Below are 22,280 nucleotides of genomic sequence, written 5' to 3' on the forward strand. Positions count from 1 at the left end.
CCGCGACGGTCCAAGCCCGCCTATGCGAATCGAGTACGACCGCGACACCTGCATCGGGATGTTCCAGTGTGTCGCCGAGTGGGACGACTTCGAGGAAGACACCGACGCCGGGAAGGCCGTTCTCGCCGACAGCGAGGAACGCGACGACGGCCTGTTCGTCCGCGAGGTGCCCGACGACGCGGAGATGGACGCCAAGTTCGCCGCCCGTGCTTGCCCCGTCGACGCCATCGCCGTCTACGACGACGACGGCGAGCAGCTGGTTCCCTGACCGCGGTTTCCCCCCGCAGTCCGTCCACTGCCCGGCTTCACTGAGTGCTACGTAGACCGCTCGAGAGCGTCTTTATTGGACGCACTCGATTTTGTAACGAATTACTTTATCTACGCGCCCGTTGGTCACGGTGATGTCGGAAAACCGACAGAATCGGAGTGACGAAGCACAGCACGACGAACTACGCGGTGCGGTTCGCGGCGTCGTCTCGGCGGCCGAGACGGCACCGACGACTGCGGGTATCGCCGAGACGCTCTCGCTGTCGCGGGAGACGACGCGTGATATCCTCGCGGAACTGGCACAGCGGGGGACGCTACGGAAGCAGGACGACGGCGGCGTGACGCGCTGGCAGGAGACGGCGACCGACGTGCTCCTGAACGAGAGCGCGAACTCCTACGAGGTGAGCGACCCCGAGACGGGTATCGTCAGCCGTGCGGGCACGCGGCCCGAGGCGTTGCGGCAACTCGCCGACCGACTCGACCAGTACGCCGACGGTGAGGCCATCGGGGCACAGATTATGGGCATCGGCGAGGCGGTGCTGAGTCCGGCCTACGTGCAGGGTATCGAGTCGCTCATCGAGGACTACGTGGAACCGGACGACAAGCACCTCTACGTGTACGTCCCCGAGGAGGGCATCCGGGAGATTCGTGGGCAGGAACACCTCCACCGCGAACACGAGGTGGGCGGGTTCGCCGTCACCGGACGGTTCACCCGCGAGGAGTTCGACGCGGCGATTCAGGTCCCGGTCGACCGACTGCTCGCCGAGACGCCCATCGACGACGACGACTTCCCGCTGAGCGTGTTCAAACTCGTCGCCATCCATCCCGACTATCAGGGACAGGGTATCGGCATGTCGTTGGTGACGCACGGGATGGCCTACCTCGCGGAGAACCCCCCGGTCGTCGGGATGCTCTGGGAGCGCGAGAGCGACGCGAACGTGGCGATAGCGGAGCAACACGGGGCCGAGCGACTGGCCGAGTTCGAGAACACGTCGCCCTCGAAGTGGCAGTGCCCGGAGTGTGGCTTCGACACGCCCTGCACGTGCAAGAGTGCCTTCTACGGCTGGGGGTTCGAGTGAGCTAGGGCCGCTCCCGGTCGGCGTCGCGGTCCGCGTCCGCCGTCTCGAAACTCCGGGTGAACGTCACGCTGACGCGCGTGCCTGAGTCGTCGGCGTCGATGTCGAGGCTCGCCTCGGAGTTTCGGACGACCCAATCGACCAGCCACAGCCCCAGCCCCGACCCGTGGTTGAGTTGGTCTATCGACCGACTGTAGAACACCTGCCGTTCCTGCTGGGTGATACCCGGGCCGTCGTCCTCGACGACGAGCCGGACGGCTTCGGCCGCCGTCTCGACGGCGACCCGGACCGACGGCGCGGGCCCCTCGTTGTGGTCGATGGCGTTCTCGACGAGGCTCCGCACCGCCAGCGTGACCGCCTCGTCGGCACGGACCCACGCTTCCGTCGGGGTCTCGACTTCGATGACGGCCGTCGGGTACTTCTCCGTCGCCCAGTCGACGGTGTCGCTGACGACAGCCACGAGGTCGATGTCGTAGCGGTCCCTGTCGGCGTCGACCAGCGACTCTATCGCCCGCGCCGTCTCGGCCGTCTCGATGATGTCGTCCGCGCTGTCGACGACCCGTCGGGCCTTCTCGCGCAGGTCGCCGTCCGTCCTGTGTGCGAGCAGTTCCCCGTTCATCCGGACGACGTTCAGCTTGTTTCTGATGTCGTGACGCAGGACCCTGCCGAGGACCTCCCGCAGGAGTTCGAGGTCCTCCTCGTGGCGCATCAGTTCGGTCTGGTCTTTCAGCGCGACGACCCACCCTATCGCGGCCTCTCCCTGCTCGATTGGGGTCTTGCTCACGGTCAGGAACCGCTCGTCGCCCGCGGACGAGACTGCGACCGTCCGGTCGGTGACTGGCCCGCCGTGGAGTGCCGATTGGAGCGACGGGAACGGGTCGAGTACCGCTTCGAGGCGTCGGCCGGCGGGGTCTCCGTCGGTGTCTAACATCACCTGCGCGGCCGGGTTCGCGTCGGTGATGACCATCTCTTCGTCGAGGATGAGGACGCCCTCGTCCATCTCGCGGAGGGCCGTCCGGCGGGCGATGGGCATCGCTCGCAGCAGGCGGTACCGGAACAGTGCCCACCCCCAGATGCTGACGCCGACGAGGAACCCGACCGGCGTCGGGTTGAGGTAGTCCGTCGGGAACACGCCGGAGACGAACACGACGGACGTCGCCGCCGGAACGACCCAGCCGACGAGCATCAGTGCCGCCTGTTTCCGGTACAGCCCCTTGCGGTCGACGAGCGCGACGACGAGGAGGACGAGACTCGTGACGACGAGCAGGTAGCCGTAGCCGGTGTGCAGGAAAAAGCCGATACCGTGGTCCAACTGGAGAACGCCGCGCGCGTCGACGAACGTCTCGGGACCCCAGAACAGTCCGTGGAGCGAGTTCGTCCAGAGCAGGAGTTGGACGGCCACGGGCACGACGAGTACCGGGGCGATGATTCGGTAGCCGACGTGTGTCCGCCACGTGTACTCGATAGCCATGAACAACATTCCGACGAACGCGACGGTGACGAACACGATGACGAGGTTCATGCTCAGCAGCGAGAGCGTGTACCCGTTGAACAGCAACATCAACCCCCAGCAGACGGCCCACCCCGTCGCCCCGGAGAGCGCGAGGACGAACCAGCGGCCACCCGGCTGTTCGCGGTGGTCCCAGAGCCGACAAATCAGGTATCCCGTCGGAAGGACTGTGAGCAACAGGAAAGCCGCGTAGAGGTCCGTGCCAACCAACACACAGAACTGTTTGTCGCCAGCCTATTTAATTGACCTTCCCGACACGCTTGTCGATACAATTGGGTAACACTTTCGCCGCGGCCGGCAGTTCGGGCCACCGAGCCAATCCCGAAGACAGAGGGGGACGGAGCGCGTAGCCCGGGTGGAATGTGGTCTCGCGCCGCCGTCCGGGCCGCGCTGATGCGGTTCCCGGCGATGCTGGCACGGTTGGGGTTGGTCGACCGGGAGCAGGCCTCGGAGGCGTTCGACCTCGCCGTTCCGGTGATGGTCACCGGCGGACTCCGCGTCCTCCTGCGGGTGGCCGACTTCCTGTTCGTCGGCCTCGCCATCGGTGACACTGCTATCGCCGCGCTGGAGTTCGGCTTCCAGTACTACTTCGTCGGCTTCGGGCTGGCGTTGGCACTGACCAGCGGGACCATCAGCGTCGTCTCCAGACTTCAGGGGGCCGACCGACCGGCGCGGGCGAACCTCGCCGTCAAGCAGTCGCTGTGGCTCTCGCTCGCCGTCTCGCTCCCGCTGACGGTGGTGGCGTGGGTCGCCGCCCCCGCGCTCGTCGACGTGCTGACCGACGACCCGCGTACCATCGACCTCGGGGCGACGTACCTGCGACTGGTGATGCTCACGCTCGCCTTCCGCTTCTGGAGCATGGTCGCCGCGCGGGCACTCGCCGGGAGCGGTGACACGCGCACGCCGATGTACGTCCGTCTCCTGACCCTGCCGACCAACGTCGTCATCAACGCCGTCCTCGTGTTCGGCCTCGGGCCGTTTCCGCGCCTCGGCGTGGCGGGCGCGGCCATCGGGACGGCCGCCGCCAACGCGCTCGCGGGCGTGGTCTTCTTCGGCCTGCTCGCCTCGGGCCGGTACGCGGTTCGGCTCCCTCTCACGGGACCACAACTCGACCTCTCGCTGTGTCGGGAAATCGTTCGCGTCGCGCTCCCGCTCTCGGGTATGCGCCTGCTCCAGACGGTCGCGCGCTTCCCCTTCCTGTTCGTCCTCGGGGTGCTGGGCACGCCCGTCGTCGCCGCCTACGCCATCGCACGCCGCGTCATGCTCCTCTCGCTGATGCCCGCGTGGGGGTACGCCACCGCCGCGAGCACGCTCGTCGGACAGGCGGTCGGTGCCGGCGACGACCGCACGGCGACCGCCTACGGGTGGCAGACCGCCCGTATCGCCATCGTCACGCAACTCCTGTTCGGCGCGGTGCTCGTCGCCGGCGCCCGCCCCATCGCGCTCGCGTTCGGGACCGAGTACCCGGGGCTCGCCGTCTCCTTCATCCGCGTGTTCGGCCTCGTCATCGTCGGGTTCTCCCTCTCGCGGACGATGCGTGGCAGTCTGCGCGGCGCGGGCGACACGCGTTGGCCGCTGTACGCCCAGTTCGTCGGCTCCTACCTGTTCCGCCTGCCCGTCGCCGCCCTCGCGCTCCCGGCCGGGTTCGCAGTCACCGTCGGCGGCGTCTCCGTCGCGCCGGGACTCGGCTGGGGACTCCCGGCCGTCTACGTCGCCTTGGTCGGCGACTACTACCTCAAAGCGGGCATCAACTCCGCCCGCTTCGCTAGCGGGAAGTGGCAACTGGTCGCGCGCGCGGCCGGCGTCGGCCCCGACCCCGGCGACGACTGACGACGCGAACTGAAGGCTTTAAACCCCTCCTGACGGAACGTGCGGGCATGAGTCAGGCAACGAAAGTCGTCCTCGTCAGCCTCGCCGTCTTCGGACTGCTCGCCGTCGCACTCCTCGTCAACTCGGCACTAGCCTGATGTTCGAGGCGCGTGACCTCTCCGGCGACCTGTCGGCGGTCCGCACAGCACACGCGCCGGGCGCGCTCGTGGTGGACTGTGCCCGTGACTTCGAGACGCTCGACCCGGCCGTCGCGGAGGAACTCGCGCTCCTCACGGACGCACTCGACCCGGCGACCTACCCCGAGTCGTGGCTCCCGGCGGATGCCCCCGACGAACTCCGGCGGTACGCCGGAGACGAGTTCACCGTCGGGATGCCCGGCGACGGCGGTGTCGCGTGGACCCGGCAGACCGACCCGCCGACGGTGTTTGTCAAGCCGCGACTGGAGGGGTCCCCCGAGTCGTTCGTCCGCTTTCTCGTCGCCGAAGCACTACTCGAGGCCGGGTCGGACGTGCCCGAACACTTCCTGCCCTTTTTCGAGTCCCGGTACCGGGAGTTGGCGAGTGCTGTCCCGCTCGACCCGGCCGGCACCTACCAGCTCGCGGCCGCGCTCACGACGGCCTACACCGGTCTGCACACGCGCGAGACGTTCGTCGACTGGGACGAGGCGTACCCGGACCTGTTCGCGGCGTGGCTGGACGCGGGCGAACGGCTCGTGCCCCGCCTCACCGACCTGCCGGGCGAGGTGGCGCGCGGGGAGACGGCGTTCCCGGCGGCGGCCGAACTCGCCTGTAGCGCGGTCAAACACGCCGCCGCTCCCGACGGAACGGACCCGCCGGTCGAACTGCCCGCCCCCTTCGCTGCACTCGATACGAGTGCCTACCGCGACCACGGGGCCGAGTACGCGGTGACGTGGGCCGAGAAGACGTTCGCGGAACTGGACGAGTGACTTTTTGACGGGACGGTGCGACTGTCACGACGATGGTCCTCACCGCCCTCTTCGCCGTGGGTGCCCTCGGCGGCATCTTCGCGCTCGTGTACCTCGCAGCGGTCGTCTACCTGTTCGTGTTGCTCCTCGACATCAGACACAACACGAAGGAGACGGCCGAGCGACTCGACCGAATCGCGACAGCCCTCGAAAACGACGAGCAGTGACGGTCAGAAATCGCTCGTGACGGTGCCGTCCGCGGAGAGTTCGACGACGCCGTCGAACAACTCGCGGTAGCCGTCGACGATTTCCTCGTCGTGGACCTCCTCGGCGAGGTGGAACAGGCCAACGGCGTCGTGTTCGCGGATGAGCGCGAGGATGTCCTCGACGGCTCCGCGTGCGCGCTCCTCGTCGGCGTAGTAAGCCATCTCCGTGACGGAGTCGACGCTGACCCGCCGTTTGCCCTCGTGGCTCGTGAGGAACTCCCGCGTCGTCTCGACGATGCCGCTCACGTCGTCGGGGGACGAGAGGTACTTGACGTTCTCGGTGGGGCGGCGCGTGTAGCCCCGTTCGACCGAGAGCGTGTCGAGGACGACCGCCCGCTCCTCGTCGACCTCGTAATGTTCGAGTTTCTGCTCGACCTCCCGGGCGGTGGTCCGGGTGGAGACGATGAGCATGTGGTCGGTGTCGGTCGAGAGGAAATCCGTGTCGATGCGGTCCGTCTCGCCGGTACTCGGGTGGAGAAGCAGGACGCCCGTCCCCCCGGAGATGGTCTCGGGCGCGTTCTCGATGGCGAGTTCGTACTCCATACTGCCCCAAAGCGGCGGCCCGGGCGTTAAGGTTGCGGGTCGACTCGCCACGCGTCCCTCGGAACGCTTTTGGGTCGGACGTGCCTACTACAGACAACAATGGGTATCGGTGGCTCGGACATGTACCGACAGCAGATTCTCGACCACTACAAGAACCCGCGTAACTACGGGGAAGTCGAGGACCCCACGTACACCCACGTCGGCGAGAACCCGATGTGCGGTGACACCATCGAGATGCAGGTCAAACTCGACGACGACGAGGAGACCATCGAGTACGTCGCCTTCCAAGGTGACGGCTGTGCTATCAGTCAAGCCTCGGCCTCGATGCTCTCGGAGAAGCTACAGGGGATGGCTGTCGAGGAGTTACGCGAGATGGACCGCGACGACATCGTCGACATGCTCGGCGTCGACATCTCCCCGATGCGGGTCAAGTGCGCGGTGCTGGCCGAGAAGGTGGCACAGGACGGGGCCGACATCTACTTCGGCGAGTTGGACGTCGAGAAGACGACCACCGAAGACGACGACTGACCGTCCGTTTGGGATTTCTGTCGACGAGGCCGTCGCAGTCGTGCGGTCAGCGGTAGAAAGCACCAGCATCCGCGCGAGCGGAGCGAGACGCGACCGGAGGGAGCGTCTCGGGAGTGCGAGCAGCGACGCCGCGAGCAAGCGAGCGCGGTTCACTGCGACCGAGCGAAGCGAGGTCGCAGGTCGTTTTTCCCCACGTTTTTACAAGGAGGGGTACCCCAGCGCGCAGCGCGAGGATACCCCTCCTTGTAAAAACGTGGTCGTTATTCGTCCATCAGGCCGCCTTCCTCGACGCGCATGACGCCCTCGCCGTCGGGGAGGTTCGGCGCGTCGACGAGTTTGACGATGCGCTTGTTCCCCTTGGACTTGCGGAGGTACATGCGGAACGTGGAGGTGTGTCCGAGGATGTTGCCGCCGATGGGTTGGGTCGGGTCGCCGAAGAAGGAGTCGGGGTTGGCCGCCACCTGATTGGTGACGACGACGGCGGTGTTGTTCAGGTCGCCGACGCGCATCAGGTCGTGGAGGTGCTTGTTGAGCTTCTGCTGGCGTTCGGCGAGTTCGCCACGGCCGACGTACTCGGCGCGGAAGTGGGCGGTCAGTGAGTCGACACAGAGGAGACGGACGGGGAACTCGTCGTCTTGGCTCTCGCTGGCGAGTTCCTTCGCCTTCTCGGCGAGCAGAATCTGGTGGTTGGAGTTGAAGGCCTTGGCGACGTGGATGTTGTCGAGTACCGCCTCGACCAGTGCCTCGACGTCTTCTTCGTTGTCGACGCTTGCCTCCTCCATCCCGAACAACTCCATCGTGTCCTGGAGTACCTCGTCGTCGTGTCCGCGGACCATCTGGTCGATACGCTCGGGACGGAAGGTGTCCTCGGAGTCGACGAAGATGGCACTGCCCTCCAGCCCCCCGTGTTCACTCGGGAGCTGGACGTTCACCGCGAGCTGGTGGGTGACCTGTGACTTCCCGGCACCGAACTCGCCGTACACTTCGGTGATGGACTGGGTTTCGACGCCGCCGCCGAGCAAGTCGTCGACTTCTTCGACGCCCCACGTGAGTTTGCCGATTTGCTCGCGGCGTTCGAGGACCTGCGCGCCAGACTCGAAGCCGCCGATGTCGGCGGCCTCGCGGGCGGCCTGAATGATGTCGGCGGCACTGGACTCGCCGATGTCGGCCGTGTTCGAGAGTTCCCCCGGACTCGCCACCGCGATGCCCTGATACGAGTCGAACCCGTTGTCCTGTAGCTTCTCCGCTGTCGCCGGACCCACGCCCGGCAGTTCTTCGAGGTCTTCGGTTGCTGCCATACCCCGGGCTTCTGCCGCCTGTCACATAAACCCTCGTTAACACCAAAGTGAAAGTGAAACTGTTGCCGAGCGTGTGCGTCCGCGGCGGATGGGTTGCTTCCCGGTACCTTGACCCATGAAACTCGTTTTCGTTGACCATAATTTAATACAAATTTATATAGGATGATATGCATGTTTGTCAACACATATGGTGGAGCTGACAACGCTCACAATTCCGCTGTGGGTTGTCGTTGTACTGGGGACGGGGCTGTTCGCACTGACCGCGCTCAACCGAGAACAGAAGGGAGCGTACTCGCTGATGGGTATCTTCGGCGGGGCCGTTCTCTGGGCTGGCGGTTACGCCGTCGAGTTGACGAACCAGATGTTCCTCGCACACGCCATCAGATTCGCCGGTGCCGGTATCGTTCCGGTCGCGATTTTCGTCATCGCGCTCCAGCTCACCGGCCGTGAGGAACTGGTGACCGCTCGGAACGTCGGCGGCATCTTCGCCGTCTTGTTCGGGTTGTTCGCACTCATCCTCACGAACTCGATGCACGAACTCTGGGCGGTCCAGAGTACGATAACGAACGCGGCCGTCGACGGCGCGAGCATCCAGTGGGGGCCGCTGTTCTACGTCGCCTCCACTGCCCTGATGTTGCTTGCTGTGGCCGCGTTGGGGCTGTTCGGCCAACGTGCACTCCAACAGGACACCGACTCGTTCATCACGACGCCGTCGGTGTTCGTCCTCGTCACGGCGATTCCAGTCGTCACCTATACCGTCTACCTCGTCGGGATGACCACGATCGACGCGACGCCGTTCACGTTCCTCGTCTCCGGCCTGCTGATGATATTCGCGATGTTCTACCTCTGACCGGCGACGATTCGGACGCGGATCTTACGCTTTTTCCGACGCGCAGAGCCGTGTCGCCCCCCGTTGCCGGCACATACTTATATATTATAACGAATTGACACCCTTCTGGGATGGTGGTGGAAGTCACGCCGCTTACAGTCCCGTTGCTCGTCGTCGCCGTCGTGGGGGCCGGGTTGGCGGTACTGTCGTTGAACTACCGCGGACAGAAGGGGGCGTATCCGCTCGCCGGTGTGTTCAGCGGGGCGGCACTCTGGGCGGGTGCGTACGCGCTCGAACTGTCGAGTACGGCCGTCGACCCAGCACTCTTGTGGCTCAGACTCCGATTCGTCGGCAGTACGGTCGTCCCCGTGGCGATTTTCGTCCTCGCGCTGGAACTGACCGACCGCGACGACCTGACGCTCCAGTACGTCCTCGCGCTGTTCGCGCTCCCGTCGTTCACCGCCGTCGCCGTCTGGCGGAACCCCGCCGGTATCTGGGCGGCGCGGTACGTCTTCGACCCCGGAGCCGTCCCGTCGGTGACCGCCGACTGGGGGCCGTGGTTCGTCGTCTACGTCAGTTACCAGTTCACGCTCGCCGTCGGGGCCATCTTCCTGTTCGCGCGGCGGGCCGTCGACCGCGAGGGGGCACGGAGCAACACCGCGTCGCTCCTCCTCGTGGCGACGGTGCTTCCCGCCGTCGGCACCGGCCTGTACGTCGCCGGCGTCTCGGGCATCGACTACGGGGCGTTCGCCTTCCTCCCCGCGGGCCTGTTGATGTTGGTCGCGATGTTCTACCTCTGAGTGTCCTCACTCCCACGGGTGCCGACCCGCCCGCTCGGGCCAGAGCGGGTACCAGTACTCCTTGTCCCCTTCCACGTCGAGTTCCCCGTCCAGCACGCTCTCTAACTTGAACTCCGCGCCGGTATCCCGTTCGTGGTCGCCGACGGGTGCGAACGGGTAGTACGACCCGCGACGGAACGAGTACACCCAGTAGACGGGCGTGTCGGCGTCGGGTTTCTCGAAGGCGAACAGTGCCGCGAGGAGCCGCGACCCGAACCCCTGTTCGACCAGCGTATCGGCCGCGAAGTGGACGCTCGTCACCAAATCTTCCACGTCGTCGTCCTCCAAGACGACCCAGTCGTAGCCGTGGCGGTCCCCGACGAACGCGGCGTCGGTGCCGGTCTCCTCCGCGCCCGCCGCGAGAATCGCCTCCACGTCGTCGACGGCGGCCGCGAAGTCGGTGCTGTCGACTGCGGCGAAACAGAGCGCGGCCACGCCCGCCGGTTCGTAATCGAGGTTGGCCGCCATCGTCACGTAGGCGGTACTCATCCCGAAGAGGTCCTCGGGGTCGGCGTCCCGCGTCGCGTCGGCCCCGGCCCGGAGTCCGAGTGCCGATTTCAGCCCGTCGAGCAGTCCCATCGTCGCTGTTTCGCGTCCGCGCTCCGTGTAGGTGTCGTTTACCGCTCCATCTCGCGCTCCATCGCCCGCAGTCGCTCGACCCGCCGTTCGGTCTGGGGGTGGGTCCGGGCCAACTTGCCGATGAACCCGCTCTTGATGGGGATGATGAAGAACGCGTTCATCTCGGCCTGTTCGCGCATGTCCTCCTGTGGGATCTTGTCCATCCGGCCGTCTATCTTCAGCAGCGCGCTCGCCAGCGCGGAGGGGCGGCCGGTTATCATCGCCCCGCCGCGGTCGGCCGCGAACTCGCGGTACCGCGAGAGCGCGCGGATGAGCAGGAACGAAACCACCCACACCACGAGGGAAATCAGGATGGCGACGATGACGCCGCCCCCGCCGCGCCGGTTGCGCCCGCCGAACAGCCACCCCCAGCGGACGATGAAGAAGGCGATGGTCGAGAGAAACGACGCGATGGTCATCACCATCACGTCCCGGTTCTTGATGTGGGCCAGTTCGTGGGCGAGCACGCCGTCGAGTTCCTCCCGGTCGAGGGTCTGTAGCAGGCCCGTCGTCACGGCGACGGCGGCGGTGTCTTTCGACCGGCCGGTGGCGAAGGCGTTGGGGACGTTCGACTCGGCGACGGCCACCGTCGGCATCGGCAGGTCGGCCTGCTGTGAGAGCCGCCGGACCGAGCGGTGGAGGTCCGGATACTCCGACTCGCTGACTTCCTTCGCACCCATGCTCCGCAGGGCGAGTTTGTCGCTGAAGAAAAACTGCGCGAGCATGAACCCCCCCATCACGACGAGGATGGGCAGGTACCCCTCGAAGTACAGCGAGAGGACGCCGATGAACGCGACGTAGAGGACGCCGAGCAGAACCATGGTGAAGGCCATGCGGCCCCGGAGCCCCCAGTCTGTCTGCCACTCCATACCTGCGATAGGGGACGGTGACAATTAAGCTCGCCGTGGTCGGAGCGGGCAACTTAACAGCACCAGCGGTGTACCTGTCCGCAATGACCGAGTCACGCGAGTTCTGCCCGCGCTGTGGCGAGGCGACGACGGGCACCGCTCGCGAACGTCCCGCCGACGGGGACAGCGACGGACAGCCACTCCAGCGCGACCCCGACAGCGTCCTCTGTGACTCCTGTTACTTCGAGCAGTTCGACCTCGTCGACGCCCCCGACCGCATCGAAGTCCGCGTCTGCTCGCGGTGCGGGGCCGTCCACCGGGGCAACCGGTGGGTCGACGTGGGCGCGCGCGACTACACCGACATCGCAATCGAGGAGGTCAGCGAGGCCCTCGGCGTCCACGTCGACGCGACGGACGTGAACTGGGAGGTCCGGCCCGAACAGGTCGACGAGACCACCGTGAAGATGCACTGCCGGTTCACCGGGACCGTCCGCGAGACGCCCGTCGTCGAGGAGGTGCTCGTCCCCGTGAAAATCGCACAGGAGACCTGCAAACGCTGTGGTCGCATCGCCGGGGGCTCCTACGCCGCCATCGTCCAGGTTCGGGGCGACGAGCGGACCCCGAGCGACGACGAACTCGACCGCGCCGAGGAAATTGCCCGCGAGTACGTCGCCGACCGGGAGTCGAAAGGTGACCGCGAGGCGTACATCACCGAGTCGAGTGACGTACCCGGTGGCCTCGACATGAAGATATCCACGACGCAGATGGGTGGCGGCATCGCCGAACGCATCGTCCGACAACTCGGCGGGTCCTACACGAGTGCCGAGACGCTCGTCACCGAGGATTCGGACGGCAACGAGGTGTACCGCGTCACCTACGCCATCCGCCTGCCCCGCTATCGCCCGGGCGAAGTCATCGACCCCGACGACGACGGGGGGCCGGTGCTGGTCCGGAGCGTCCGCGGGAACCTCAAGGGCCGCCGGCTGACCACCGGCGAGGAGTACGAGGCCGCTTTCGAGGACGGCGACGCCCCCGAAGCCCGACGGCTCGGGTCCCGAGCGGACGCCACCGAGACCACGCTGGTCGCCGTCGAGGACGACCACGCCGTACAGGTACTCGACCCGGAGACCTACGAGGCCAAAACTGTCGCCCGCCCCGACTACCTCGACACCGACGCCGACACCGTCCCCGTCCTGAAGAGTCGCGCCGGGTTACACGTCCTCCCACCCGAAGACGAGGCGACCGACAATGTGTGAGGGCGGAGCGACCGATGTCTGAGGACGACGACTCCGCGACGCCCGCCGACCGCGACCCGCTGGACACCGCCGACAAACCCCTCGCCGCCGTCGTCGGCAAACCCCGGACCGAGGACGCGATGGCGTCGCTCCGTGCCGAGGGCGTCTACGACGCCGACCGGCAGGTGCGGCCGTTCGGCGACGACGCGGTGGCACTCCCGGTGACGGACCCACCCGTGGAGACGGCAGTTCGACAGGTCGTCCGGCAGGACCCGGCCCCCCGTCTGCGGACGCTCGAAGACCACCTCCGCGAGCGCGGGTGGAGCGACGACGAACTCGCGCGCGCGCCGGGGTCGTGGGCCGTCGTCGGCACCGTCGTCCTCGTCGAGATGGGCGACGCGCCCCGACCGGCAGAGGTGGGCGACGCCCTGCTCTCGCTCCACGAGAACGCCGACACGGTCCTCGCCCGCGGCGGCATCGACGGCACACAGCGGGAACCAGACGTGACCGTCGTCGCGGGCGACGGGGACACCGAGACGGTCCACACGGAACACGGTACGCGCTACGCGCTGGACCTCGCGGCGGTGATGTTCTCGCCGGGGAACAAGGCCGAGCGCGCACGAATGGGGGACGTGACCGACGACGGCGAACGCGTCTTCGACATGTTCGCTGGCATCGGCTACTTCACGCTCCCGATGGCGCGGGCCGGGGCGCGAGTGACGGCGGCCGAAATCAACGCCACCTCGTTCCGCTACCTGCTGGAGAACGCGAAACTGAACGACGTTCACGACCGGGTGGACCTCTACCGTGCGGACTGCCGTGAGGTGGCCGGCGGCGTCGAGGCCGACCGCGTCGTGATGGGCTACTACGAGGCGTGGGAGTACCTCGACGCGGCCCTCGCCGCCCTCGAACCCGGGGGCGTCCTCCACATGCACGAGGCGACGCCCGAGTCCCTCGTCTTCGAGCGTCCCGTGGAGCGACTGGAAACGGCCGTGAACGACGCGGGCCGGCGTGTCGAGATACTCGACCGTCGGCGCGTGAAGGGGTACAGCGAGGGTGTCGCCCACGTCGTCGTCGACGCCCGGGTCGACTGACGGTCGTAAACCCTAATTCCTCGTGCCGCCACGCATCGGTATGGACAGACAGCAGATTATGGCTATCGTCCTCGTCGTTCTGATGCTCGGCTCGTCGCTCGCGTACGCGGCGACCATCATCTGACGCCGCACGCGACCGGAACGCTTTCGCAGTCGGATACATCACGACCGAGTATGCGACGCCGCCAGTTCCTCGCGAGTGGAACAGCCCTCCTCTCCGTCGCTGTCGCCGGGTGCGGTCACCCGTCGGTCGTGTTCGACATGAACGATGCGACAGCCGACGACATCGCGGACGAAGTCTCGACGGTTGCAGCCCCCGGCTCCGACGAGTATCCCGTCGTCTCGGACGCCGTCCAGAACGGGACCGCCACGCGATGGGGACGACGCACCCTCTTCGACCGCGTCGACACGGTCAGATACGAGGACGCGTTCTACGACGTCACCGAGACTCGCGTCGAAACTAGTGAGGTGACCGTCTACGAGGTGATGGTCGATTTCAACCCCGGCGAGACATCGCCCGAGGCACGAGAAATCGCCTACGACGACCTCCCCGAGACCGACCGCCAGCGTCTCGACCGAATCCTCTCGGAAGACGAACCGCCCCAGCGGGAGGGGTTCGACGCCGGCATCGGTTACGGGTCCGAAACGGAGGTCGGCAACGACTCCGTGTTCGTCCCGGACCAGCAGTACGACGTCATCACCCGCGGCGAGGACCGGTACCGAATCGGGGTCGAGTCCCGGACTACCGAGGCAGGCAAGTACCGCTACGAAGTGACGGAAGTCGCGCCCGACGTCGAGACGTTCGTACAGGACGTGCGCGACCAGTACCTGTTCGTCCTCTCGGGCCTCTCCGACGCAGAGCGGGCGGTCGTCGAGGAGGCAATCGACGGAGCCTACTTCGAGGACGACGACGCCTTCCGCTCGCTCGTCGACCGGTTCCGGGCGCGGGACGGCTTCGAGGTGACGGACGCCTACGGGACGTGGCTCGTCGAGTACGAGGGCGACGAGTACATCACGTACGTCGAGTGGTAACTCGGGTGTCGCTTCGCAACCAGTCAGTCCCACACGTCGGAGAGGGGGTGGTCGTCGGTGGTGTCGCTGGACGGCCGCCGACGGCGTGACCGGGACCCGGACTGTGGTCCCGTCCCGCTCGACTCGACGGCCGCCGCCGGGTCGAACGCCGGGAGGTCGGGGCGGCTCATCCGGTCGACCTGCGCGGCGAACCACTCGGGGGTGTCGGTCCGGGCACGCTCGAACAGGTCGAGCAGCGACGAGTCGCCCAGATACGTCGCGCCGTGGTCGTCCGGGGCGCGCACGACCCGCCCACAGGCCTGAATCACCGTCCGCAGTGCCGCCCGGTAGTACCAGCCCCACTGTCCGTCTTCGAGCCGTTTCGACACCCGGGAGTCACGCGTGTTGGGATAGGGGGCCTTACAGAGCAGTTGCCACCGGGCGAGGTCACCCTCCAAGTCGAGTGCCTCCTCCATCTTGACCGAGAGGAACACGTCCGCGCCGTCGCCTCGCTTCCACGTCGCCAGCACGGCGTCGCGGTTCTCCCGGTCGTGGGTCCGCACTCGCTCGGCGACACCCATCTCGGCGAGGTGGTCGTGCAGTCGCTCCTGAATGTCGTAGGAGTGGCAGTGGACCAACCCCTTCTCGTCGGGGTGGGCCTGCATGATGCGGACGAGCGTGTGGGCGATGTCCGGGAGCGTCCGGTCTCGCTCCTCGTAGGTCATCTTCCCCTCCGTCACGTCGTACAGCGGTCGGTTCTCGACGGGGAACGTGTGGTCGACCTCCACGAGTGCCACGCGGTCGGGCGAGAGGCCCGCCCCGGCGCAGAACGCGTCCTTGTTGAGGATGGTCGCCGACAGGAGCGCGAACTTCTGACCCCGGTCCCAGACGGTGTGTTCGAGGTACCGCTCGGGGTTCATCGGCTTGACCGTCACCGCGCCGCCCTCCCCGTCCGGTTGGTCGACCACCCACGTCGTCGCGCCCTCGGGGTCCCGATAATCTTCGAGGAACCACTGTAACTCCGAGACGAGTTCGGTCAACCGGTCGCGCTCGGCCACCTGCTCGGCCGTCAACTCGGCGTTGCCCCGTAGCTCCTCCTGTCGGCGCGAACAGACTGTCATCACCCGCTCGGCGTAGCCCGCGGCCTCGTCCAGTCCGCCGATGTCGGGTGGCCGTACGTCCTCCCAGACCGGGAGCATCCGGGCCGAGAGGTCGATGGTCGCGTACATCTCGGCCCACTCCCCGAGGCCGTGGGCCTCGTCTATCACCACCACGTCCCGCGTCCCGAACACGTCAGAGCCGGCGGTCTGCATGAAGTACGCCAGCGTCATCGCCGCAATCGACCGGTTCGACGCGATGGCGCGGTCCGAGAAGTACGGACATCGGTGTTTGACCTGACAGTCGAAACCCCGTTCGCGGGCACAGGGGGCCTGATTCACCGGCGTGTCCGTCTCCCCCGGGAGGAGACAGGAGTAGTTGTTCTTGCCGCGGATGACGTTCAAATCGTCCAACAGCGGGTCCGCGGCCACGTCGTCCAGTTGGGACACCTGCGGCGTCGTGTAGTACGCGCCGATGGGTTCGGTCGCCTCGGCCTCGCTCGCTCGCCGAGCACACCCGGCGATGGCGCGGGCGAGCAGTGACTTCCCGCTCCCGGTCGGCGCGCGGACCAGTACCACGTCGTTGCCCGCCGCGAAGGCCTCCCGGATGTCCTGGAGCGCGCGCTCTTGGTTCCCGCGGTAGGACGGGGCGGGGAACTCCTCGGTGATGCGCGCTGGATTCACGTCCCGAGCAACCGCGCCGCATCGCCTAAAGCCATCGGGTTCCGGCGGTCACGTCGCCTCACCGCGGCGGCAACGCCTCCACGTCGGCGGCCGTCACCTCCCGGTCGTCGGGCAAGTCGTCGACGCAGTCGTGACAGAGGAACCACTCCGAGCCGTCGGCCAACTCCAACTCCAAGCCCCCCGTACTGCCGGACGAGAACGACCAGAAGTCACCGATGCCGCCGGCGATGCGTACTGTCGTCCCACAGCCGTCACACGGCTCGCTCGTCATACCCGCGGTACGGCGGCGAGAGACATAAGTACCGTCACCCGACGTACCCGTCGAGCAGTCCCGAGTCCGGGAACGAGAGCGCGAGGTCCGTGTCCAGACACGACTCGACCGCGTCCGCGACCGCCGGCGCGAACGCGGCGTCGGGGGCCGCACAGACGGGGAGTGCCGCGAGTTCCCGTGCCTCGCTCTCTGGGACTGTGGCGTCGGCACCGCCGACCGTTGCGTCGTCGTCGTCGGCCCAGTTCGCCACCACGCTATCGACGGGCGCGCCGATATCGTGCAGTCGGTCCCGCATCGTCGGCAGGCGGTCCAGCCCGCGCTCGCTCGCGGGGACGACCAGCGCGACGGTGTCGGCCGCCGAGACGGCGGCGACAGCCTGATTCGCGGCCACCGGCGGCGTGTCCACGAGTACGTGGTCGAACTGTCGCCTGGCCTGTCTCACGAGTGCCTCGAACTGCTCGGCCGCCTCGGGTGTCTTCGCCCGCGCCAGTCGTTCGAACGGCGCGCGGGCGGGGGCGACGGCCAACTGCCCGGGGAGGTCGACCGGGTACTGGCGCAAACCGGCGTCGAGGGGGGCGTCGCCGGTTAGCAGGTCGGTGAGGTCGGCGTCGACGCGGCCGGGGACGTGCCGGGCCAGCCCCTGCGTGGCGAAGGCGGCGTCGACCAGTGCCACGTCCCGGCCCGCCCGGGCGAGCGTCGCCCCGAACTCGACGGTCAACCGCGTGGTCCCCGCGCCGCCGACCGTTCCGACGAGCGCGAGCGTCGCATTTCCTGTCACGCGAGGTGATTGTCTCGGTCCGGTACAAAAACGTACGGAATCCTCGCGTGGGTGCGAGAGGGCGGCGGGGTCACAGACGGTCCGTGATGTCGCTGGCGATGGTGCCGCGCTCGTCGTCGCTCAGGTCCGGTGCCTCGCCGCCGACGGCGTGAATCGGGTGGCCGCCGTCGCCCTCGAACCGGGGGATGACGTGGCCGTGGACGTGCGGTACCTCCTGTCCGCTCGCCGCGCCGTTGTTGAAGCCGACGTTGCTGGCGGGGGCGTCCACGCTCCCCTCGACGGCGGGAATCAACGCGTGGAGCGCGTCGTACAGTGCCCGCGCGGTGTCGTCGGGGAGGTCGTTCAGTCGCTCGTGGTGGGCCTTCGGGATGACGAGTGTGTGTCCCGGCGCGAGGGGGTTCGCGTCGAGGAAGGCGAACACGTCCTCGTCCTCGTAGACGGTGTCGCTCGGTATCTCGCCTGCCACTATCTGGCAGAAGATGCAGTCCTCGGACATCGCCGGGGGTTCGACCGCACTCCTAAAAAGCGTGTGTGTGGCGAGGAGAAACACTAAAACACGAGTGTGCGATATGCCGTGTCATGGCAGGCAAGGAAGCGGTCATCGTAGACGCGGTGCGGACACCGTTCGGGAAGCGCGACGGCTCTTTCCGTGACACACACCCGCAGGATTTGGCGGCGGAACCACTGAAATCACTCGAAGAGCGCAACGACCTCGACGCGCCGAACACTGTCGAAGACGTCATCTACGGCTGCGTGACGCCGGTCGACGAGCAGGCACTCAACATCGCACGGCTGGCACCGATGGTCGCCGGGTGGGGCGACGACGTGCCCGGCGTCCAGTTGAACCGGATGTGCGGGTCGGGCCAGCAGGCTCTCAACTTCGCCGCCGCGAACGTCATGGCCGGACAGCACGACGTCCTCGTCGCCGGCGGCGTCGAACACATGACGCGTGTCCCGATGGGCTCCGACGGCCAGTCGGTGTCGCCGACGTACTTCGAGCACTTCGACGAGTTGACCACGCAGGGCGAGGGGGCCGAACGCATCGCCGAGGAGTACGGGTTCTCCCGGCAGGAACTCGACGAAATCGCCGTCGACTCCCAGACGCGCTGGAAGGAGGCGTGGGACGACGGCCGCTACGACGACCAGATTGCGCCCGTCGAGACCGAGGTCGACGGTGACGCCGTCACCGTCGAACAGGACGAACACCCCCGGCCGGGGACGGACGTGGAGACGCTGGGGTCGCTCCCGCTCTCGTTCCGCGCGGAGGGCAACGGCGTCCACCACGCCGGGAACTCCTCGGGCATCGTCGACGGCTCGTCGGCCCTGCTGGTCACGAGCCGTGAGGCCGCCGAGGAACACGGTTGGGACCCGATGGCGCGCATCGTCCAGACGGAAGCCGTCGGCGTCGACCCCGTGACGATGCTCACCGGCCCGATTCCGGCCACCGAGCAGGTGCTCGAACAGGCCGACATGGACATCGAGGACATCGACCTGTTCGAGGTCAACGAGGCGTTCGCCGCCGTCGTCGCCGCGTGGCTCGAAGAGACCGGTGCCTCGTGGGAAGACACGAACGTCAACGGCGGGGCCATCGCCCACGGGCACCCGCTCGGCGCGACGGGCGCGGCACTCACGACGAAACTCGCCCACGAACTCCAACAGACCGGCGACGACTACGCCCTCTCGACGATGTGTATCGGCTTCGGGCAGGGTATCGCGACGATTCTCGAACGCGTCTGAACGCCGCCGGCGGGCCGGTCACTCCGCCGTCGCGATGTTCGTCTCGATGGTCGAGTCCTCACTCAGCGAGTCCAGCGTCACGCGTTCGGTCCCGGCACGCGAGTCGACTGTCGCGCGGACGGTCACGTTCAACTCCGACCGCTCGTCGTCCCGGACGTGCGTGACCCACCACTCGTCCATCTTCGTGCTGTCGAGGTCCATCCGCAAGTCGAGCGTCTCCCGAGACTCGGGGGCGACGGTGTAGGTGTCGGCACTCGTCCGGTTCGCCAGCGTCACGTCGTTCAGCGTGACGATGTAGCGCACGTCTCTGATGTCCAGCGGCGTGGGGGCCTCGTTCTGCACCACGGTGGCCGTCTGGATGGGCGTCGTCTCGGCCGTCGCCTCGCCCCACGCCGCGCTCGCACGCTCGACGACCAGCACGGTCCGGCCCTCGGCCGTGACTTCCTCGTTTCGCTCACCGTTCATCCCGGCGAGGGCGTCCGTCTCGATAGTCTGTCCTTCGGTCGGGACGCCCCGCTCGAAACCGGGTCCGGCGACCGTCGCGTCGATGGACAGCGACGACGTTTCCCCGTTGTTGACGTGGGTCACCCACCAGTCCACGATGGCACTGTTGTCCATCGTCGCGTTCACCGTGATGCCACTCGTGCCCGGCGCGAACCCGACGCCAGTCTTCTCCCCGGCGGCGACGGCCACGTCGTTGAGCCGTGCCGTGTACGCCACGTCGACGACGCCGGGAATCCCGAGCGGATTGGGGTTGTCGACGGTGACGACTGTCTGAATCTCGGTCCCCGTCTCGTTCACCGTCCCCCAGCGGTACTCCGTCGATTCGACTGTGGGTTGCTCGAACGTACTGACAGCCACCGCGCCGCCGACTACCGCAAGCAGGAGAACTGCACCGACGACACCGCCTGCCAGCGCGACCCGTCGTGAAACCATTGTCGGCTCTTGTTCGTTGTCGCTCAAATACCTTCGCTCACACACAGGTTTTGTGACGCCGGTGACGGCAGACGGATACTAACCGAGGCTCACGTCGAGGTACAGCATGACGATGGTCCCGGCCATCACGCCCAGCGTGGCGACGCGTTCGTGGCCACCGGTGTGTGTCTCCGGGATTATCTCGTCGGAGATGACGAACAGCATCGCACCCGCGGCAAAGCCCATCGCGTACGGGAGCAGTGGGCGGACCAGTTGGACCGCGAGGGCACCAGCCACCGCGAGCGGTATCTCGACGGCACCGGCCCGCGCCCCGGCGACGGCGGCGTAGAACCGGCGGTCGAGTCCGGCGTTGACCGCCGCCACCGACACGGCGAGTCCCTCGGGGATGTTCTGGATACCGATGGCGAGCATCAGGGCGATGGCGTCGCCGAGTGCCGATGGGTCGCCGCCGGCCGCGCCGAACCCGACGCCCACCGCCAGTCCCTCGGGCATGTTGTGGAGCGTGATAGCGAGGATGAACAGGACGACCGGCGCGAGTTTCTCGTTGTCGATGCCGGGCACCTCCTCGCCCGGGTTCGCCGCGTCGGTCCGTCGCTGGCCGGTCAGCAGATAGTGGGCGTGGGGGACGATGCCGTCGGCCCGGTCGAGGAAGAGCGCGCCGAGTGCCACCCCGACGAGCGTCGGGACTGGGTTCCCGCCCGAGTACTGCTCGATGCCGGGGATGATGAGGCTGGTGAACGCCGCCGCGAGCATCACGCCCGCCGCAAAGCCCAAGGCTCCGTCGAGTGCCCGCTCGCTGGGGTTTCGCCAGACGAGGACGAGACTCGCCCCGAGTAGGTTCAACAGCGCGATGAACACGCCCGCGACGAGCGCGCCCACCACGGGGTCGGTCCCGACGAGACCCCGGAAGAGGTCCACGACTGCGACCATTGCCCCTGTTTCAGCGTCACGTGATATATATGCCCGCCCGTCACAGCCCGCCCGCTACCCACAGTCCGCCAGCCTCTCCCCGAGAGCCGCGACGTACTCCCCGCGGTCGTACCCCAACCGCGACAGCCACACCTCTTGATACGAGGGGTGCAACAGCGGCACCGCCGTCGTCCCGAGCGTCGGACAGTCCATCGGCTCCAAGACCGCATCGAGGAAGCTGTCGGTGTCGATACCTTCGAGAGAAAGAACCGACTGCGTCGCGTATTTTCCGGTCGGAACGACCGCCCGCGGCGCGACAGTCGCTATCTCCTCGCGGAGGTACGGGCGGCAGTTCGCCCGCTCCTCGGCGGTCGGTTCGCGGTTCGTGGTCGGGTCCTCGGGGTCGGCCGGGAAGCACTTGACCGCGTTCGTGAAGTAGCAGGCTCCGTCGCCGTAGCCGGCCTCGGCGAGCAACTCCCGAATCCGCCGCCCGGAGTGGCGCGAGGTGTAGGCCATCCCGGTCCAGTTCCCGCCCTGCCACCGCTCGGCGTCGGGGTGGCCGTGGCCCGGTGCCTCGCCGACGACGACGAGAGTGGCGTCGAGGGGCCCGTTGCCCCACGAGATGCACTCCCGGCTCTCGACTAGTGCGGGACACCGCCGGCAGTCCGGCGCGAGTCGGTTCCGCTCGTCCGGGTCGGGATGGGACGGCATCGGCGTGGTCTACTGGGTGCTGTCTTGGTGCCGCTGTTCGTACGTCGCCGGGCGTTTGAACAGGAGTTCGGCCGTCCCCTCCGTGGACCCGCCACCGTCCAACCGGAGGCCCTCGACAGTCTCGACCAACTCCCACCCCTCTTTGCCGAACTCGTTCAGTACCTCGTCGACGGACCCGTACCGGCCGTCGGTCTTGACCGCACCCCGCACCGCGTTCGTCTCGACGACCCGGTACTCCCACTGCTGGCCGTCGCTGTCGGGCGACACCGTCCACGTCTCGCCGAACGTCGGTCCGTCGTCGGTCCCCGTCGTGTCCGTGTTGCCGTCGTCCCCGCGGTCGAAGAATCCCATGGCTCAATCCCGGTGAGACTGGGCAATAACCCTAGCGGTCGTCTGCGGCCGGGACGCGCGCTGTCGACGCCGCCTGCGCGTCGGTGGCT

25 protein-coding genes are annotated in these 22,280 nt (G+C 67.3%); 12 read left to right on the forward strand and 13 right to left on the reverse strand.

Features of this window, described 5'->3' with window-relative positions:
- Positions 1 to 22 precede the first annotated feature (22 nt).
- Together MUG95_RS08250 and MUG95_RS08255 are read left to right on the forward strand one after the other, a co-directional pair.
- A complete protein-coding gene (locus MUG95_RS08250; protein WP_247005583.1) occupies positions 23 to 268 on the forward strand; it encodes a ferredoxin in 246 nt (81 codons plus the stop codon).
- Between the two features lie 133 nt (positions 269 to 401).
- Positions 402 to 1,346: an N-acetyltransferase gene (locus tag MUG95_RS08255; protein WP_247005584.1), complete on the forward strand. Its 945-nt coding sequence runs from the start codon at positions 402 to 404 to the stop codon at positions 1,344 to 1,346.
- A gap of 1 nt (position 1,347) precedes the next feature.
- Here the strand turns inward: MUG95_RS08255 and MUG95_RS08260 are convergent, their stop codons facing one another.
- The gene (locus MUG95_RS08260; protein WP_247005585.1) at positions 1,348 to 3,066 is read right to left on the reverse strand and encodes a sensor histidine kinase; all 1,719 of its coding nucleotides are present in this window, start codon (positions 3,064 to 3,066) and stop codon (positions 1,348 to 1,350) included.
- Positions 3,067 to 3,213: 147 nt separating this feature from the next.
- On the opposite strand from MUG95_RS08260, the gene MUG95_RS08265 reads away from it, so the two are divergent.
- From MUG95_RS08265 to MUG95_RS08275, 3 genes are all read left to right on the forward strand, one after another.
- A complete protein-coding gene (locus tag MUG95_RS08265) occupies positions 3,214 to 4,683 on the forward strand; it encodes an MATE family efflux transporter (protein ID WP_247005586.1) in 1,470 nt (489 codons plus the stop codon).
- Between the two features lie 136 nt (positions 4,684 to 4,819).
- Complete coding sequence (locus MUG95_RS08270; RefSeq protein ID WP_247005587.1) at positions 4,820 to 5,629, forward strand: DUF7089 family protein; 810 nt, start codon at positions 4,820 to 4,822, stop codon at positions 5,627 to 5,629.
- Positions 5,630 to 5,661: 32 nt separating this feature from the next.
- Positions 5,662 to 5,835: a hypothetical protein gene (locus MUG95_RS08275; RefSeq protein WP_247005588.1), complete on the forward strand. Its 174-nt coding sequence runs from the start codon at positions 5,662 to 5,664 to the stop codon at positions 5,833 to 5,835.
- Positions 5,836 to 5,838: 3 nt separating this feature from the next.
- Here the strand turns inward: MUG95_RS08275 and MUG95_RS08280 are convergent, their stop codons facing one another.
- A complete protein-coding gene (locus MUG95_RS08280) occupies positions 5,839 to 6,417 on the reverse strand; it encodes a DUF7090 family protein (RefSeq protein ID WP_247005589.1) in 579 nt (192 codons plus the stop codon).
- Between the two features lie 99 nt (positions 6,418 to 6,516).
- Here MUG95_RS08280 and sufU point away from each other — a divergent pair, with 99 nt between their 5' ends.
- Positions 6,517 to 6,945 carry a Fe-S cluster assembly sulfur transfer protein SufU gene (gene sufU / locus MUG95_RS08285; protein ID WP_247005596.1) on the forward strand — a complete coding sequence of 143 codons (429 nt, stop codon included), beginning with the start codon at positions 6,517 to 6,519 and terminating at the stop codon, positions 6,943 to 6,945.
- A gap of 260 nt (positions 6,946 to 7,205) precedes the next feature.
- Here the strand turns inward: sufU and radA are convergent, their stop codons facing one another.
- Positions 7,206 to 8,243 (reverse strand): DNA repair and recombination protein RadA, encoded by a 1,038-nt coding sequence (radA, locus tag MUG95_RS08290; RefSeq protein ID WP_247005598.1) that lies wholly within the window; start codon positions 8,241 to 8,243, stop codon positions 7,206 to 7,208.
- Between the two features lie 187 nt (positions 8,244 to 8,430).
- Between radA and MUG95_RS08295 the strand changes: the two genes are divergently transcribed.
- Positions 8,431 to 9,093: a histidine kinase N-terminal 7TM domain-containing protein gene (locus MUG95_RS08295; RefSeq protein WP_247005600.1), complete on the forward strand. Its 663-nt coding sequence runs from the start codon at positions 8,431 to 8,433 to the stop codon at positions 9,091 to 9,093.
- 110 nt (positions 9,094 to 9,203) lie between these two features.
- Positions 9,204 to 9,872 (forward strand): histidine kinase N-terminal 7TM domain-containing protein, encoded by a 669-nt coding sequence (locus MUG95_RS08300; protein ID WP_247005603.1) that lies wholly within the window; start codon positions 9,204 to 9,206, stop codon positions 9,870 to 9,872.
- 6 nt (positions 9,873 to 9,878) lie between these two features.
- Here the strand turns inward: MUG95_RS08300 and pspAB are convergent, their stop codons facing one another.
- Positions 9,879 to 10,490, reverse strand: a complete 612-nt coding sequence (gene pspAB, locus MUG95_RS08305; RefSeq protein WP_247005604.1) for a PspA-associated protein PspAB — start codon at positions 10,488 to 10,490, stop codon at positions 9,879 to 9,881.
- A 38-nt stretch (positions 10,491 to 10,528) separates the two neighbouring features.
- Entirely contained in the window at positions 10,529 to 11,398 is an 870-nt protein-coding gene (gene htpX / locus MUG95_RS08310) for a zinc metalloprotease HtpX (protein WP_247005607.1), read from the reverse strand.
- An 83-nt stretch (positions 11,399 to 11,481) separates the two neighbouring features.
- Between htpX and MUG95_RS08315 the strand changes: the two genes are divergently transcribed.
- The 3 genes from MUG95_RS08315 (at position 11,482) to MUG95_RS08325 (ending at position 14,738) form a co-directional block, all read left to right on the forward strand.
- The gene (locus tag MUG95_RS08315; protein WP_247005608.1) at positions 11,482 to 12,633 is read left to right on the forward strand and encodes a 60S ribosomal export protein NMD3; all 1,152 of its coding nucleotides are present in this window, start codon (positions 11,482 to 11,484) and stop codon (positions 12,631 to 12,633) included.
- Between the two features lie 14 nt (positions 12,634 to 12,647).
- The gene (locus tag MUG95_RS08320; RefSeq protein WP_247005610.1) at positions 12,648 to 13,706 is read left to right on the forward strand and encodes a class I SAM-dependent methyltransferase; all 1,059 of its coding nucleotides are present in this window, start codon (positions 12,648 to 12,650) and stop codon (positions 13,704 to 13,706) included.
- Between the two features lie 174 nt (positions 13,707 to 13,880).
- Positions 13,881 to 14,738, forward strand: coding sequence for a hypothetical protein (locus tag MUG95_RS08325; protein WP_247005612.1), 858 nt, complete (start codon positions 13,881 to 13,883; stop codon positions 14,736 to 14,738).
- 23 nt (positions 14,739 to 14,761) lie between these two features.
- Here MUG95_RS08325 and MUG95_RS08330 read toward each other — a convergent pair whose 3' ends face one another.
- The 4 genes from MUG95_RS08330 to MUG95_RS08345 all read right to left on the reverse strand — a co-directional run bounded on the left by MUG95_RS08330 (position 14,762) and on the right by MUG95_RS08345 (position 18,043).
- Positions 14,762 to 16,498, reverse strand: coding sequence for an ATP-dependent DNA helicase (locus tag MUG95_RS08330; protein ID WP_247005613.1), 1,737 nt, complete (start codon positions 16,496 to 16,498; stop codon positions 14,762 to 14,764).
- A gap of 58 nt (positions 16,499 to 16,556) precedes the next feature.
- Positions 16,557 to 16,769, reverse strand: a complete 213-nt coding sequence (locus MUG95_RS08335) for a DUF7561 family protein (RefSeq protein ID WP_247005615.1) — start codon at positions 16,767 to 16,769, stop codon at positions 16,557 to 16,559.
- Positions 16,770 to 16,803: 34 nt separating this feature from the next.
- Complete coding sequence (locus tag MUG95_RS08340; protein WP_247005616.1) at positions 16,804 to 17,547, reverse strand: AAA family ATPase; 744 nt, start codon at positions 17,545 to 17,547, stop codon at positions 16,804 to 16,806.
- 70 nt (positions 17,548 to 17,617) lie between these two features.
- On the reverse strand, positions 17,618 to 18,043 hold the full coding sequence (locus MUG95_RS08345; RefSeq protein ID WP_247005617.1) for an HIT family protein: 426 nt from the start codon (positions 18,041 to 18,043) through the stop codon (positions 17,618 to 17,620).
- A gap of 83 nt (positions 18,044 to 18,126) precedes the next feature.
- Here MUG95_RS08345 and MUG95_RS08350 point away from each other — a divergent pair, with 83 nt between their 5' ends.
- Positions 18,127 to 19,284, forward strand: coding sequence for a thiolase family protein (locus MUG95_RS08350; protein ID WP_247005619.1), 1,158 nt, complete (start codon positions 18,127 to 18,129; stop codon positions 19,282 to 19,284).
- A gap of 18 nt (positions 19,285 to 19,302) precedes the next feature.
- Here MUG95_RS08350 and MUG95_RS08355 read toward each other — a convergent pair whose 3' ends face one another.
- The 4 genes from MUG95_RS08355 to MUG95_RS08370 all read right to left on the reverse strand — a co-directional run bounded on the left by MUG95_RS08355 (position 19,303) and on the right by MUG95_RS08370 (position 22,191).
- Complete coding sequence (locus tag MUG95_RS08355; protein ID WP_247005621.1) at positions 19,303 to 20,220, reverse strand: LEA/WHy family protein; 918 nt, start codon at positions 20,218 to 20,220, stop codon at positions 19,303 to 19,305.
- A 78-nt stretch (positions 20,221 to 20,298) separates the two neighbouring features.
- Entirely contained in the window at positions 20,299 to 21,150 is an 852-nt protein-coding gene (locus MUG95_RS08360; RefSeq protein WP_247005623.1) for a ZIP family metal transporter, read from the reverse strand.
- A 54-nt stretch (positions 21,151 to 21,204) separates the two neighbouring features.
- Positions 21,205 to 21,840, reverse strand: coding sequence for a uracil-DNA glycosylase (locus tag MUG95_RS08365; protein ID WP_247005624.1), 636 nt, complete (start codon positions 21,838 to 21,840; stop codon positions 21,205 to 21,207).
- Between the two features lie 9 nt (positions 21,841 to 21,849).
- Positions 21,850 to 22,191 carry a DUF4177 domain-containing protein gene (locus MUG95_RS08370; protein WP_247005626.1) on the reverse strand — a complete coding sequence of 114 codons (342 nt, stop codon included), beginning with the start codon at positions 22,189 to 22,191 and terminating at the stop codon, positions 21,850 to 21,852.
- Positions 22,192 to 22,280 lie beyond the last annotated feature (89 nt).

This window comes from Halorientalis litorea (assembly GCF_023028225.1).
In the GTDB taxonomy this organism is placed as follows: Archaea; Halobacteriota; Halobacteria; order Halobacteriales; family Haloarculaceae; genus Halorientalis; species Halorientalis litorea.